This window comes from Marinomonas sp. CT5, from assembly GCF_018336975.1.
Taxonomy (GTDB): domain Bacteria; phylum Pseudomonadota; class Gammaproteobacteria; order Pseudomonadales; family Marinomonadaceae; genus Marinomonas.
Window position 1 is genome coordinate 4,359,730 of sequence record NZ_CP025572.1, and the last position, 15,620, is coordinate 4,375,349.

Annotated in this window: 10 protein-coding genes, 1 rRNA gene and 1 other annotated feature; of the genes, 3 read left to right on the forward strand and 8 right to left on the reverse strand. The window is 44.0% G+C overall.

Annotated elements, in window-relative coordinates:
• The first annotated feature begins 40 nt into the window (after window positions 1–40).
• A complete protein-coding gene (locus tag C0J08_RS20720; protein WP_212653783.1) occupies window positions 41–346 on the forward strand; it encodes a 2Fe-2S iron-sulfur cluster-binding protein in 306 nt (101 codons plus the stop codon).
• A 95-nt stretch (window positions 347–441) separates the two neighbouring features.
• Here C0J08_RS20720 and C0J08_RS20725 read toward each other — a convergent pair whose 3' ends face one another.
• From C0J08_RS20725 to C0J08_RS20750, 6 genes are all read right to left on the reverse strand, one after another.
• Entirely contained in the window at window positions 442–2,418 is a 1,977-nt protein-coding gene (locus C0J08_RS20725; RefSeq protein WP_212653784.1) for a methyl-accepting chemotaxis protein, read from the reverse strand.
• Window positions 2,419–2,541: 123 nt separating this feature from the next.
• Window positions 2,542–4,266, reverse strand: a complete 1,725-nt coding sequence (locus tag C0J08_RS20730; protein WP_212653785.1) for a SulP family inorganic anion transporter — start codon at window positions 4,264–4,266, stop codon at window positions 2,542–2,544.
• A 71-nt stretch (window positions 4,267–4,337) separates the two neighbouring features.
• Window positions 4,338–6,908 (reverse strand): TRAP transporter permease, encoded by a 2,571-nt coding sequence (locus C0J08_RS20735; RefSeq protein ID WP_212653786.1) that lies wholly within the window; start codon window positions 6,906–6,908, stop codon window positions 4,338–4,340.
• Window positions 6,909–6,990: 82 nt separating this feature from the next.
• A complete protein-coding gene (locus tag C0J08_RS20740; protein WP_212653787.1) occupies window positions 6,991–7,977 on the reverse strand; it encodes a TAXI family TRAP transporter solute-binding subunit in 987 nt (328 codons plus the stop codon).
• Between the two features lie 120 nt (window positions 7,978–8,097).
• A complete protein-coding gene (gene proC, locus C0J08_RS20745) occupies window positions 8,098–8,919 on the reverse strand; it encodes a pyrroline-5-carboxylate reductase (protein ID WP_212653788.1) in 822 nt (273 codons plus the stop codon).
• 23 nt (window positions 8,920–8,942) lie between these two features.
• Window positions 8,943–9,854, reverse strand: coding sequence for an aminotransferase class IV (locus tag C0J08_RS20750; protein ID WP_212653789.1), 912 nt, complete (start codon window positions 9,852–9,854; stop codon window positions 8,943–8,945).
• A 202-nt stretch (window positions 9,855–10,056) separates the two neighbouring features.
• Between C0J08_RS20750 and C0J08_RS20755 the strand changes: the two genes are divergently transcribed.
• Both C0J08_RS20755 and hrpB read left to right on the forward strand, forming a co-directional pair.
• Window positions 10,057–10,743 (forward strand): GntR family transcriptional regulator, encoded by a 687-nt coding sequence (locus C0J08_RS20755; protein ID WP_212653790.1) that lies wholly within the window; start codon window positions 10,057–10,059, stop codon window positions 10,741–10,743.
• 181 nt (window positions 10,744–10,924) lie between these two features.
• Complete coding sequence (gene hrpB / locus C0J08_RS20760; RefSeq protein WP_212653791.1) at window positions 10,925–13,453, forward strand: ATP-dependent helicase HrpB; 2,529 nt, start codon at window positions 10,925–10,927, stop codon at window positions 13,451–13,453.
• Here the strand turns inward: hrpB and C0J08_RS20765 are convergent.
• Entirely contained in the window at window positions 13,445–14,380 is a 936-nt protein-coding gene (locus tag C0J08_RS20765; RefSeq protein WP_249344408.1) for a phosphotransferase, read from the reverse strand. The two genes, hrpB and C0J08_RS20765, sit on opposite strands and share 9 nt — an antisense overlap.
• Window positions 14,381–15,088: 708 nt before the next feature.
• Window positions 15,089–15,203 (reverse strand): 5S ribosomal RNA (gene rrf, locus C0J08_RS20770).
• Between the two features lie 197 nt (window positions 15,204–15,400).
• Window positions 15,401–15,620: a sequence feature (23S ribosomal RNA rRNA prediction is too short), on the reverse strand.

The window sequence follows — 15,620 nt, forward strand, 5'->3', positions numbered from 1 at the left end:
GTTAAAGTTAATAGACAATTAACAAAAGGAAAAGCTTCTTGTGACGTCGAAACTCATTCAGCTGACTTTCTTAGATCCTGAGCAATCCATTCAAGCCGAACCGGAAGAAACCATCATGTCGGCTCTGAAATCCGCAGGCGTTCCAATTAAACAAGCCTGTACCAATGGCGTCTGTGGCGTTTGCCTCACCCCTTTGTTATCCGGTGAAATTGATTACGCTCAACGACTGCCCCACGGTTTAAACGATAAAGAAAAACAAAATGGCTATTTCCTTCCCTGCATTGCGACATGCAAAACCGATATCGCCATCGACCAGCCTAAAGTCTTGCCGAAATTAAAGACATAGCACTCGCAGATACCAGACAAAAAAAACGCCTTACAAAAAAGGCGCTAACTCTAGGCGTTAAAAGGACACGCCTGCTGTGCAATATCTCTTACTGGTCACGCAGTCTTAAATTGGCTGACTAACTCACTCTGACGGATGGCAAGATTGCTCATTGTTTGACTGTTTTCCTGTCCCTGAATCGCATCTAACATCGCTGTCTCTGAGCTTTCTGACATTTCATGTATGCTTTGGTTAATCTCCTGGGCAACCTGAGATTGTTGATCCGCGGTAGTAGCAATTTGCATACTCAGACTGCGAATTTCCGCCATAAACTCACGTAACTCTATCAGTGACTTACCCACACTTTCTGCTTCAATCATGCTGTCCCGAGCACTGTCGCAGCAGCGTTTTGTTGTCACAACCGTTTCCCCTACACCGCTTTGCAGATCATTGATCACATTTTGAATTTCTTCCGTGGATTCATGAGTTCTGGTTGCTAATGTACGTACTTCATCGGCCACCACAGCAAAACCTCGTCCTTGCTCGCCGGCACGGGCCGCTTCTATTGCAGCATTCAAAGCAAGCAAATTGGTTTGCTCGGCAATCCCTTGAATAACTTCAAGGATCTGGCCAATGTTTTGAGAATAGCGATCAACTTGATTAACAATTTTAGAAGACGCTTCTAATTGTTCTACCAATAAAGTCACTTTATCTATATTGGTTTTCATACGCTCTAAACTCTGATTGGCGCTGTCATCTACTTCACGGACTTTGTTCAACGTCACATCGGCATTTTGTGCTACCTCATTTACCGTTGCGGACATTTCATCCATTGCCGACGCAACCGAGGTCATCTTGTCATGCTGCGCTTGCATGATTCGTTGTGTCGAACCTGATGAAAGGTGGACGCTTTCTGCAGATTCGACGACTTGAGTCGATGCCTGATTAATCTGCTGCATAACAGAGCTAAGCTTTTCAACCAGCATATTGATCCAGTTAGACACCTGACCGAACTCATCTTTTGTACTAATGGCTAAGCGCTGAGTTAAATCCCCTTTCGCAATTAAATCGAGAATCGCTAAGATTTTCGCCAATGGTTTACGGATACTACGACTCACCCAGATAGCGATGATTAAAGCGACAATGACAGAAATCGCCATAATGAAAAATGTCATATATTTAGCCTGTGTCGAAGCTTTCAAAGCATCAATCTTGGCGTTATCTCGTAATTGCCCGACCACACTAACCAATTCATTTAATTGTGTTTGTACTGAAACCAAACGGTCGAATAAGTTAGATGCTGCGGTCTCAGATGAAGCCTTTAAAAGACTTAATTCCAGATACTCTACTACAACTTGATCTTTTTCCTGTACGGCTTGTTGGATGCTTTTAATTTGCTCAGTAATAAATTCATCGCCCAACTGAGACAAGGCTTTATCGACGGGTGGAAATGTTTTAGACATTTCACTTTGTATTTCTTTTAACGCATCAATGTCTGCGGTATCAAAATAATCTCGAATAAGGCGCTTCAAACTCTCTATTTGCGTTTGCACTAAGCTCACCGAAAACGCCTGTTGATCATTCTTCGGATAACGAGCTATTGCTTCTAAATCTTCTGATAACAGAACAAGGTCATCTTTTAAATCTAACTTTTTACTGACCAACGCTTTTTGCAATGCCACTTGGCGACTGTGCTCTGCAATCGCACGATGCGCAACACCAGAAAGTGTCTGATACTCATTAATAATAGAATCGAGCACAGATTCAATATTAGGGTAATCAACCACCTTTGCTTTAAAAGAGTCAGTTTGCTCAGACAAAGACTTTTCTTCTTCTAAAAATTTCGTTGATGCGGCCTCTAGTGCGGAATCACTCGACGCAATCAAATGCTGTAAAACTGCACTGCTCATTTGTGCTGTCGTTGCACTCAGCGCATTACTACGATCAGAAATATCGGCTATTTTACCTGTGACGGTTTCAATTTTTTGCTGAACACGGTTTAACCCTGTTACACCCGCGGCCGCCACAATAAACATCAGCACCAGTAACAGAATGAAGCCAAGCAAAACACGTTGAATTACTGAAATTGACATTTCTTAATCCCCTTACGTTTAGAATATACCAGTCGATTTTTCAAACTCACTGGCGCTAATTACCACGACCATTTATTGATTCTTTTCAACCGAAGCAAAATGCAGGCTTTTCTGTTGGAAATACTATTTAGGACACTCTTGAAAGACCTTCTTAGGGCACTGTTTACATACACTAAGAGGAATACTTTTCACCATGTCCGATATGGCGATTTGCGTTGAAAGTTTTAATACACCATTTTCTAAACGCTCGATCAGTTGTTGGTCCGTTAATTCATCCTGCACTATGCCTTTTAACGAACTAAAGAATACGGCTCCACCTTGCTGGTGAATCCTATCAATCTCATCAACCAAGGTATGCTGTCCTGAAACATCGATAAAATTAACGCCTTTAAAGATCAGAATAAGCCGCTTACTCCCTGAGTTAAGCAACTGCCGAATAGATCCTTTTAATGATTCAGATGCCCCGTAAAAAATAGATCCATCTACGCGTGCTATTTTTATTTCTGGGCACTCAGGTAATTGATATCGCTCAACATTACGAATTTGGCGCACATCATCATCCAACAACCTTGGTGCAACCACGGTCACTTTTGGTCTTGCTGTCCTAGCTAAATAAAACACCAGCGATGCAGCAATGCCTAAGTAAATGGCATACTCCAGAGGGATCAAAAGAGTGCCAAAGAAAGTACATAAAAATGGGATGGACTCTTCTTTTGGCGACAACAGGTTGCTTTTCACTTTTTGCCAATCAAACAAATTCCACGCTATCACCAAGATACTACCCGCCATCACAGGAACAGGAATGAGCTGTGTGGCTTGTGGTATAAACAACATCACCAACAACACAATAAATGCCGACACCACAATAGAAAAAGCGCTCTTCGCACCAGCATCATAGTTCCCCCCAGAGCGGGTAAACGAGCCTGAACTGGGATAGCATTGAAAAAAGGATCCGATAACATTGGACAGGCCTTGGCCAAAAAATTCTTTATTGCCATCAATCGACTGCTTTGATCGCATCGCAATGGAACGAGCAATAGAAACCGCTTCTATTGCGCCAAGTATGGCAATAGACAACGCACCTGAGCTGAGTGCAATAATGGAATCAAGACGAAAGTCTGGCACCTTAAAAGCAGGCAAAGCATCCGGTAAAGCGCGAATCATGCTGACCTGATCCGCCGAGGCAAATAGCCAATGACAGCTCATTGCACCAAGAATCATACTGGCTAACAAATAGGGGATGGCTTTAAACCAAGACTTAATCACGATGGCACTGACTACAGTAATAAGGCCAATCCAAATGGATTGAAGTTCAATGCTTGGAAGGCCGAGAATTAACTCTTGAAAGTACCCTAAAAAGCTCGATGCTTGGTTGGCCGGTAACCCTAAAAAATTACTCAATTGACTCATAGCAATCAAAACCGCCGCGCCAGAAGTAAAGCCTTGCACCACCGAATGGGAAATAAAGTTCACTAAAAAGCCAAAGCGGAATACATAAAAGAGCAGCTGAAAAAAACCCACTAAAAAAGACAGCAAAAACATCAAAGACAAATAGTGACTTTGCATGCCATCTGCCAAGCCACCAATCACCACAGCACAAACAATCGACAACGCGGCTGTTGGGCCAGAAACCATATGCTGAGAAGAGCCAAAAAGTGCAGCAATAACCGCCGAAAATATAGCAGTGTACAAACCAAATTCCGGTGGCAATCCGGCAATCATCGCATAAGCGATGCCTTGAGGAATCACTAAAATCGCGCCTGTCATTCCTGCAATAACATCGGCTTTGATTGAGTTTAAAGACCAGAGCTCTTTCGTGTAAAATGCAGAAAAGCTATTTTTACTCATAATGCTTCATTACTTTTTTGAATAAAAAAGAGGCAACGCGAAGTTGCCCCAAAAAGCCTTCAGGGAGGAGGCTATAAAGCGTTCGATTTACGTCGCCGCTGCAGCACAATCACGCCACAGAACAACAGTAAACTCGGAATATATACAAACAGTTTTGAGGGTTGATCATTTGAGACATCAATACCTTTGATAACTTGGAAGGCCTCGAACCCAGCCTCATATGCATCACTACCAATGTCCACACTATCGACTTCTACCGCACTGTCCGTGATGTATAAGTTCAAACCCGCGTGTTCAAAAATCGTGTTGATGTTGCCCGACTCTCGAGCGATCAACATATGGGTTGAATTAGCAGGTTTGCCAGAATAGTCCTCTTCGGTAACATGGATACGAAGAGGTGCACCACTCTGTATCATATTCCCCTGTTCGATGAAGTCAGACATGGCAACATAGTGATGTGACTCAACCACTTTATCGATCCAAAATCCTGGACGGAAAATACTAAATGCGATCAGTAGTAATAACGCACTTTCCCACCATTTACTCTTCACAATTAGGTAGCCCTGTGTTGCGGCAGTAAAGATCAGCATCGCCAAGGTCGCAATCACAAAGATAAAGATCCCCTGTGCAACACCGACATTAATCAGCAACAAATCCGAATTAAAGATAAACAAGAAAGGTAACAAGGCGGTTCGTAATGCGTATTTAAAAGCAATAATCCCGGTTCCTATTGGCTTACCACCGGATACAGCTGCCGCCGCAAACGAGGCCAAGCCGACAGGGGGCGTCACATCAGCCATCAGTCCAAAATAAAACACAAACAAATGAACCGCGATCAATGGCACAACTAAGCCATTAGAAGCCCCCACTTCGACAATAACATTGGCCATTAACGAGGAAACAACAATGTAGTTTGCCGTCGTAGGTAATCCCATCCCTAAGATCATGCAAAGGATCGCCACCAAAACCAGCATCAAGGTAATATTACCGAACGACAGGGCTTCAACCACATCGGCCAACACTGCACCTACACTGGTCTGAGAAACAACACCAACAATGACGCCCGCTGTTGCCGTCGCAATAGAAATACTGGCCATATTTCTAGAACCCGACACCATACCATCAAATAAATCTTTGACGCCTTGGAATACTTTGACATCGGTTTCTTTACGGAATACCCCTTCAAGGTACGGCTTCGTCAGGATCATAAATATGGTTAATAATGCCGCCCAGAAAGCGCTTAACCCAGGGCTCAAACGCTCAATCATCAGGCACCAAACCAAAACCACCACAGGTAACAAATAATAAATACCTGACTGAAAGATAACCCCAGGAGAAGGCAGTTCGGATAAATCCTGATCCGTTGAATCATCTAACTTCGGACTCTGTGAGCCGAGATACAACAAGCCAACGTAACCCAAAATAACGAGAGCCGAGATAATAAAGATAGAGTCGTCGCCGGCTAGTTGCTTGATCCACCCCAGTCCGAAATAGACGACGGCACTGATCACGCAAATCGCTAAAAAGCCAAACAAAAAAGACGACAATTTACGGATAAAGCTCACGTTAGAGCTTTTACGAGGTAGCCCCTGCATGTTCGCTTTTAAAGCTTCGAGATGAACGATATAAACCAAGCCGATGTATGAAATCAAAGCAGGTAAAAAGGCATGTTTGATCACATCTAAATAACTAATACCAACATATTCCACCATCAGAAACGCAGCGGCGCCCATCACTGGCGGCATGATTTGCCCGTTCACGGAAGAAGCCACTTCAACGGCACCCGCTTTTTCAGCAGAAAAGCCCACTTTCTTCATCATTGGAATCGTAAAGGTTCCGGTTGTCACCACGTTGGCAATTGAAGAGCCAGAAATCAATCCGGTTAAACCAGAAGCGACAACGGCGGCTTTCGCTGGACCACCGCGAAAATGCCCAAGGCAAGAAAAGGCAAGCTGAATAAAGTAGTTACCAGCGCCCGCTTTATCGAGCAACGCACCAAATAAAACGAATAAGAAGACAAAATCAGTTGAAACGCCTAGGGCAATACCAAATACACCTTCTGTTGTAATCCATTGATGATTAACCACCTCATATAAGTTGAAACCTTTATGAGCAATCATCTCTGGCATGTAATTACCAAAGAAGTTGTATAACAAGAAAATCGTAGCAATCAGAGGTAAGGTAATCCCCAAACTACGTCGTGCGGCTTCAAATAACAGTGGAATGCCAATACATGCCACAATAACGTCTTGCAAAATAGGCGCGCCTACTCGTGTTGCAATACTGTTATATTCAACTAAATAATAAGAGGTACAAAGGCTAGCGAGAATGGCAATACACCAATCTGTCGCCGGAATCCTATCTATTGGCGATTTACTGCCAAACGGAAAGCTTAGAAATACAAGAAAGATCGCAAACGATAAATGAATAGAACGCGCTTGGTTACTATTCCAACGCAACAGATCTGTTTCAAGTAAATAAGGAAATGGGGAAGCAATCCAGAGCTGAAAAAGAGCCCATACAAAGGCAACAACTAAAATTATTTTTAACTGAAACCCTTTAGGCTTTCGGCCACCCATGTCGTTTGATGAAACTAGCTCATCCAAATCAGTCGAGCTACCGCTCTCCTTATATTGATTCATACTACAGCCTCAGGAGAATACTAAAAAAAACCACCGAGAGATCACACCTCGGTGGTTACATTACATATCAAAGTTATCCTGACTATTTGATCCAGCCACGCTCTTTGTAATACTTAATAGCACCGGCATGAAGTGGTGCCGTTAGACCAGCACTGATCATTTCTTTAGGATCTAACGCTGCAAATGCGGGGTGCAAACGTTTGAAACGATCGAAGTTTTCAAAAACACCTTTAACTAAGTTATAAACGACTTTGTCTGACGTTGCTGTTGAGGTCACCAAGGTAGCTTTCAGGCCGTATGTATGAACATCATTCGGCGTGCCTTCGTACATACCACCTGGGATAGTGGCGTAACTGTAGTAAGGGAATTCAGCAATCAAGCTATCAACCGCTTTACCAGTGACATCGATAATATGCGTGGCACAAGTGCTGGTCGCTTCTTTCACATTCGCAACAGGGTGACCTGCTACCATGACAAAAGCATCAACTTTGTTATCGCAAAGCGCTTGGGATTGCTCGGAGGATTTCAGCTCGCCTGCTAACTTAAAATCAGACACTTTCATGCCTTTTTTATCCATCAAGGTCAGCATGGTTGCACGTTGGCCAGAACCAGGGTTACCGATATTTACACGCTTACCTTTTAGGTCATCAAATGATTTGATATTGGCATCCGCTCTGGCAACCAAGGTAAAAATATCTGAATGTAGGGAGAATACGGAACGTAAATCTTGATATGGCCCCATATCTTTAAAATTCGAAGTACCATTATAGGCATGATATTGCCAATCAGATTGCACAATACCAAAATTCAATCCACCGGAACGAATAGAATTTAAGTTAGCAATAGACCCTCCCGTAGAAGGAGCAGAACAGCGTAAATTATGTTCTTTAGCGTCACGATTTACCATTTTACAAATGGATTGACCGACAACGTAATACACGCCTGTTTGACCTGCTGTGCCAACAGAAAAATGTTCCACATCTGCAGCAAAGCCAGAGGTAGCATTTAACCCACTAGCAACAACGAATGCTGCCGTTGTATTTATTAATTTACTTCTTAGCTTACTCATTATGTTATTTCCTCGTTTCTTTCGTGTCATTTTTGAGGGAGCATTTGCTCTGATGATTGCTTCTATGCAATTTCTAATCACTATCGACACAACTAAAACTAGCGTGGCGATAGCTTATTTTTAAGCGAGTTCGATACTTCGCTTACGCGCAGCAACACAGCATGCTTCTACACGTTCTTTTACTTCGTTATTAGACATCAAGGCCTCAAGCCCCGCTTGAGTCGTGCCATTTGGGCTGGTAACGTTTTGCCTTAACGTTTCAACGTCTATGCCGCTTTCTTCTATTAAGCGCGCCGCACCAATCAAGGTATTCAATGCTAGCTCTTTGGCAAACTCAGCCTCTAAGTCAAGCGATTGCGCGGCTTCAATAAAACACTGAGCAAAATAAAATAGATACGCAGGACCACTGCCACTCACGGCTGTTACCGCGTGCATTTCCTCTTCATTCGACACCCAGTAAAACTTGCCCAGTGATGCAAAAAGAGTTTCTATGAGTGTCTCAAATAGACTGCGGCTTTCCGAAAAACCGACTGAAACGCCTTTACCTATCATGGCTGGCGTATTTGGCATAACCCGAACAACGTGATTTACATTCGGTAGCATGTCTAATAACGTCTGAACCATTACCCCTGCAGCCACTGAGACCAAACAAGTTGAAGGCGAAATAAGTCGATTAAATTGAGCTAGATGCTTAACGATTATTTGCGGTTTAAGAGCTAAGAGAAAAACTTTAAACTCCAAACCTTGGGGAACATTTTCAACACTTTCGAAAGTATGTAGCCCTTTATCGCTGTAGACTTTTAAAGCATCTCGATTGTTATCGATTAGATAAATTGAAGCTGGAGAAACACCTTGTTTCAGCCATCCTTCAATAATGGCGGATCCCATTCGTCCACCACCTACAACCAATATTTTATCGGTTAGATCTACCGTGTTGCTCATAATCTTATGCCTCCAATAGCTACTTAGGCTGTAGCAAGCGCTTTATATAATTCACGGATGCGCTTAACCATAGGACCCGGTTTGCCATCACCAATCTCACGCCCATCAATCTTTACAACTGGGGTCTGCCCACCAAAAGTCCCTGTTACAAAGGCTTCATCTGCACCGTAAACTTCAAATAAAGAAAAGTCTTTCTCGTAGACAGGAATGCCATTTGCAACACACAAATCGATAACTTTTTGTCGAGTAATACCGTTCATGCAATATCGTGGTGTCGATGTCCACACTTCACCGTTTCGAACAATAAAGAAGTTAGTAGAGTTACAGGTTGCGACAAAGCCGTGGGGATCAAGCATTAAAGCCTCATCAGCACCCGCTTTCTGCGCATGAGTTAATGCCGTAATGCAATTCAATTTACTGTGTGAATTTAGCTTAGGATCTTGGCTGTTAGGTTGACCGCGCACGATATGAACAGTGAATAGAGTCATGCCATTCTCTAACACGGCCGCACTTGGTTTACTATGTTCAGCGATAATGACGGTTGTTGAGCCATAAATGCTCAATCTAGGATCTTGAAAAGGATGCTTTTTGCGACCACGAGTGACCATCAACCGCAAATGCGCATCATGGGTCATATCATTCGCCGCTAGCGTGTCGTATAGCGCACTGATCATTTCTTCTCGTGTCAGATCAATTTTAAAATCCAACACTTTTGCTGAAGCATATAGACGATCAAGATGATCATCTAGAAAAGCAATTTTGCCATTATAGACTCGCAAGCCTTCCCAAATACCATCTCCCAACATAAAGCCACTATCGTAAACGGACACTACGGCTTCTTTTTTCGGTAGTAATTCACCATTCACATAGATTTTGATCAATTCATTGCGACTATCTTCATCTGCTGAATGCGCACTAAAAGAATGGGACGACATATTTCACTCCAACAATCTAAGAATTTACGTGATCTTATTTTGATCAACTTGATTTTTTCAGAGTATAGACAGAAAAGTTCGTTGTCAACTGTATGATTGTCAACAATCATACTTTAATTCATTATCTTATTTCTCCTAGAGACAGATTTTGCTATCTTTACAACGCCGCAGTTATCTGTTTCGTTCTCAAAACTAGGAACCTATGTCTACACTAAAATTAAAACCCATTCACAAGGATAGAACGCTTCGCGCAAACGTCGCCGAACAACTACGAGAAGCCATCATTAATGGTGATTTGCGTCCTGGTACAAAACTCGTTGAATCCCAACTATCCAGTTTGCTGGGAGTAAGCCGAGGCCCTCTAAGGGAAGCTATCCGTCAATTAGTTGATCAGGGGTTGATTGACAGCATCCCCTATACAGGGACTTACGTGGCTAAAATCACGGTAAAGGCGATTCAAGAGCTATACTCTTTTCGAACTGAGTTGGAGCAGTTTGCTTTCAAGCTAGTATGGGAAAAAAGAGATGAAAACTTCAGAAAAGAGCTAAATGATCAACTTAAAAAACTCATCAATGCCATAAAAAACAATGACAGAGAAGCCGCTATTTTTGAAGAATTAGAACTGCATAACGTCGCTTATAAATACAGTGGACATGAACTTCTTCAGGACACTTGGCAACGCCTACGAGGTCGGCTACATCTTTACTTTACGCTCCATCAAACCGCACATAATAGAGCTGGGCCGCTCATTAATGCTCATGACACATACGTGGAACTCGCGTTAGGTGATGATCTCAACGCTATGCTTGATCATATTACGGAGCACATGCAACAGGGCTATGAAAAAGTAGAAGTGCTCGTTGCTGACATTCAACAGAACACGATTTAGCTTCCGTACAATAATACTGACTGCAAAAGTCGAAGACGTATCTCGGCTTTTGCAACGTCTTACATAAAACACATAACCGTACATCCATTTTCTAGGTTACCTTTTTCTACGCATCTAAAGTGAGACTGCGTTAATCCCTTAAAACCGTTATCATAAGCGTAGCGAATTAATGAGCCGTCTTATGTCTAGCGAACTGCCAATTTATCAACTGATTCCACAGCTGACCCATCAATTAGAGCACCACCACGAAGCAATTCTAGAAGCCGCTCCCGGTGCAGGTAAAACCACTGTGGTGCCCATTGCTCTGATGGATCAAACTTGGCTGAAAGGCCGTAAAATCATCATGCTAGAACCAAGGCGTTTAGCGGCAAAAGCGGCCGCCAAACGTCTTGCAGATACCCTAGACGAACCTTTAGGAAAGCGTATTGGCTATCGCATTCGCCACGAAGGCAAAGAAAGTTCTCAAACCCAAGTTTTGGTGGTCACCGAAGGCGTTTTAACTCGCATGCTGCACGAAGATCCGAGTTTAGAAGACATTGCGCTCGTTATTTTTGATGAATTTCACGAGCGTAACCTTCACTCAGACTTGGCGTTTGCTTTATGCCTACAGGCACGGGAACTGTATCGCGACGAAGACCCCCTTAAACTTTTAGTGATGTCGGCCACTCTAGACACAGAAACACTGGAAGCACGACTTGGTTGCTCGACACTGACCAGCCAAGGACGAAGCTTTCCAATCACGACTCATTACAGCAATAAAGCCCTGAAAAGTTTTCAAGTTACCGACGAGGTAGTTCGCCTTACTTGCCAAGCTTTCAATGAAGAATCCGGCAGCCTATTGGTGTTCTTGCCCGGTCAAAAAGAAATTCGTCAAGCAGCGACACAGCTACAACAGCGCCTAGGTCATGAAGAACATCTCAGCATTCTACCTCTGTATGGCGAGCTTAGCTTAAAAGAACAAGAAACGGTTATTGAGCCAGTAATAGCACCAGCCAGAAAAATCGTCTTGGCAACCAGCATTGCGCAAACCAGTTTAACCATTGAAGGAATCCGAGTTGTTATCGACAGCGGACTCAGCCGCGAGGCTCGCTTTGATGCCAGTACGGCCACGACAAGATTACATACTCGTCGTGCTACTCAAGCCGAAACAATTCAACGGATGGGGCGAGCAGGACGCACCGAAGCAGGCGTGTGCTATCGATGGTGGAGCGAAGCGCAACAACATCAACTTGCCCCTCAGGCTCAACCTCAGATAGAGATCAGTGATCTTAGTAGCCTAGTAATGGATTTGGCGAAATGGGGCGTGCAAGAACGCCTTGAACTGGATTGGATTACGCCACCGCCAAACAGTCATTGGCAACAAGCGATAGGCTTACTTTCTAACCTTCAGGCTCTGGAACAATCCTCTGGGTCATCACCCTCTTTGACACTAAGCCATCTTGGCGAGCAAATGAGCGAGCTTGGCATCGAACCTCGCCTCGCTAGACTGTTATTAGACGGCAAACTTATCAATAACAGCGACGCCGCCAGCGCCATCTGCACCATTTTGTCTGAAGGCGATCCACTCTCAAATCATCACAGCGACTTAACAGACCGCCTCAATTGGTTAACAGGTCATTATCAGGCGCAAAGTAAACGACCAAGACAGAACTACTTAAAAGCACAGCAACAGTGGCAAAAACGCAGTCAGCAAATCAGCATTCAAGAAGTCTCCATTGATGATAAAAATGATCTCGCCTTTTTACTGATTCGAGCCTTTGCAGATCGTATTGCACAACGCGTTGGGCAAGATCATGATAAGGCGCGCTACAAACTCGCTAATGGAAGACTAGCAAGCCTGTCTTCTCTCGACCCTTGTGCACAAAGTGAATGGGTTATTGCCTTGGACATCGGCGGACATCATGGCCAAGATGAAGACCGTATTTTCCTTGCCTGCCCGTTTAAACTCGACTTGCTGCTCGCTAATTTCACCGATTTACTCACCATCAAACATCATCTTGCTTGGTCAAAAAAAGAGGCACGTTTGCTAAGTGAGTCACAACGCTGGATAGGTAAACTTTGCATTGATAAACAGAAGCTTACGACACCATCTGAAGAAGATATAAGCCAAGCTGTTTGCCAGTACATTCGTCAAGAAGGCCTTAGTGTTCTGCCTTGGAATGAATCCAGTAAACAGCTGAAAGCACGTATGCAATTCGCCTTCCTGCATGATCAACAGAACCCATGGCCAGACTGTTCTGATAATGGATTATTGCATGATTTAGAAACATGGCTTGGCCCCTATCTTGGGAAAGTGACCAATCAACAGGCCATAAATAAACTGGGGCTAAATGACATCTTACTAAGTCGGCTTGATTGGAACCAACAGCAACACCTTCATCAGAATGTCCCTGCAAGAATAACGGTACCATCAGGAGCAAGTCATACCATAGACTACTGCGAGCAACAGCCAACCTTAAGAGTGAAATTGCAGGAAATGTTTGGCTATACAAAAAGCCCAACCGTACTGAATCAGATCATACGTATTGAATTGCTATCGCCAGGGCAAAGGCCACTCGCTGTCACTCAAGATTTGGCCTTCTTTTGGCGTGAAGCCTATCCAGAAGTACGAAAAGAAATGCGTGGTAGATACCCAAAACACCCTTGGCCAGAAGATCCTCTCAGCGCGTTAGCAACATCGAAAACCAATCGAGCATTACGATCATCTTAATTGACTGAGCGCTTGTTCGGTCAACTGCTGACTAAAAGGAGTATTCTTAGGGTGAGTTGGCGACCAGCCCATGATGAAACGATGAAAGTCGGCCCAAGCAATAGGAAATAAGTTATACCATTCTTGAGCCACAGCCTCGGCCAAGTCTGGAGACTCTCCTGTAGCAATTAAGCAGCGAGACAACTCTGAAAAGTAGATATCTAAAAAATATTCCAAATGCTGCCGTAGTTTAGCTTCACTAAAACAACTGCCCAAGAAATACGCGAGATCCTGAACGCCAATACCTCGACCTACGTACTGGAAATCGACCGCAGCAACCTCACTGAGATCTTCAGCAAAACAAAAATTCGCCAACTTAGCATCACCATGAACAAGCGTCTGATAACGTGCCTGATTAATGGCTTGATCAAGACTCTCTGCTGACTCCTTCAAAGGGGAATCCATCATAGCTTGCCATTCATCTGGACGCGTCTGTAAATGCCAATAAGTGCCGCGTTGCCATAAACCGTCAGGCCAATTAGATTGTCGGCCAGACTGCAAGAAACGACTATGGAAGTTTGCTAACCAATGCAGCACCACAGCGACGTCTTCCAGCTCCATAGAAGAACATCGACGAGGATATCCAGCCTCATCCAAGTCTTCTAATAACAAATACATCTGCCCTTCTTGCTGCCATGACGCAAAGCACTTCGCCACTCTCTCACTCACTTGGCACTGCTCAGCCCAATGCTGATACCAATTTGCTTCTACTTGATAAGAGTGAACTTTACGGTCGTGAGCAAAGCTCGATTGCCAGCCTCGAGGATGCGCCTTCATTTCACCAAACTGAATCGATTTCAGCACCACACTTTGAGCAATATCAGCCCCTTGAATGGCAAAACGAACCACCTCGCCATAACCACTCCACAAACTTTGAATGGAATCCATTCGTGTCACCTGATTGGCATGTAACGCTCGCTTTATAAAAATTTCAGGGGTCATAAAATTCGCAAACAATAAAGGGGTCAGTGGATAGCAGGTATTTTAACGTAAATGCGGTTTATACTCACGGAACTAAAGGCAAGACGAGATGGCACATTATTTATGATAGCTGGAAGTACTCAGCTTTATCCTGATTCATGCCATCTTGGCACTGGAATCACGCAGACGCGTTGAGATTAATATCCCCCTCCCAACCGCCCCCCTCCGTGAGGGAGAGGAGCTAAAATGCCTAAACAGCTAACAACATAAGTGCTCTAATACATCCCTTAATCCTAATACATGCCGTCTTGGCATTGGATTCGCGCTGAAGTGTTGAACTGGATAACCGCTTCCCAACACTTCATTTATGCTGATTGATGCCGTCTTAGCATTGGATTCGCGCAGACGCGTTGAGCTTGCGATACAGGCGCAAGCGGAGGCAATGGTAAGATGGCATTTCCTGCAGACGAAAAAAAGCCCTGACAGCGTTCGCGATCAGGGCCTTCTTAATGTAAAGCTCAACGGTGCTTATCCTCTTGCAGGGCTGTCACATGCGTGTCTTTGATAAGGAGCCCCACACACACGAGGAAGCAATCTCGTGGGAGCAACCCTATAAAACACCAAAACGAAAAAACCCCGCCCTGCTGAGCAGGACGGGGTTCTTTTCAATATAAAGCTTGACGACGACCTACTCTCACATGGGATCTCCCACACTACCATTGGCGATGGCGCTTTTCACTTCTGAGTTCGGGATGGGATCAGGTGGTTCAACGCCTCTATGATCGTCAAGCAATTCGTTTTGCGTTTTGTTCTGGTTGGACGTTGTCGTCTCACCAAAACACGCGAATACGTGCTTGGATCTTTAACAATTCATTTTGAAATAGNGATAACCAAGTATCAAACCGATGCTCATCATTGCTGATGCTTTATCGTAATCTGTGTCTGCGATTTTNAAAAAACCACTTTGGTGTTATATGGTCAAGCCTCACGAGCAATTAGTATTGGTTAGCTCAATGCCTCACAGCACTTACACACCCAACCTATCAACGTCCTAGTCTCGAACGGCTCTTTAGGGGACTTATGTCCCAGTGAGATCTTATCTTAAGGGNGGCTTCCCGCTTAGATGCTTTCAGCGGTTATCCCGTCCGAACATAGCTACCCGGCAATGCCACTGGCGTGACAACCGGAACACCAGAGGTTCGTCCAC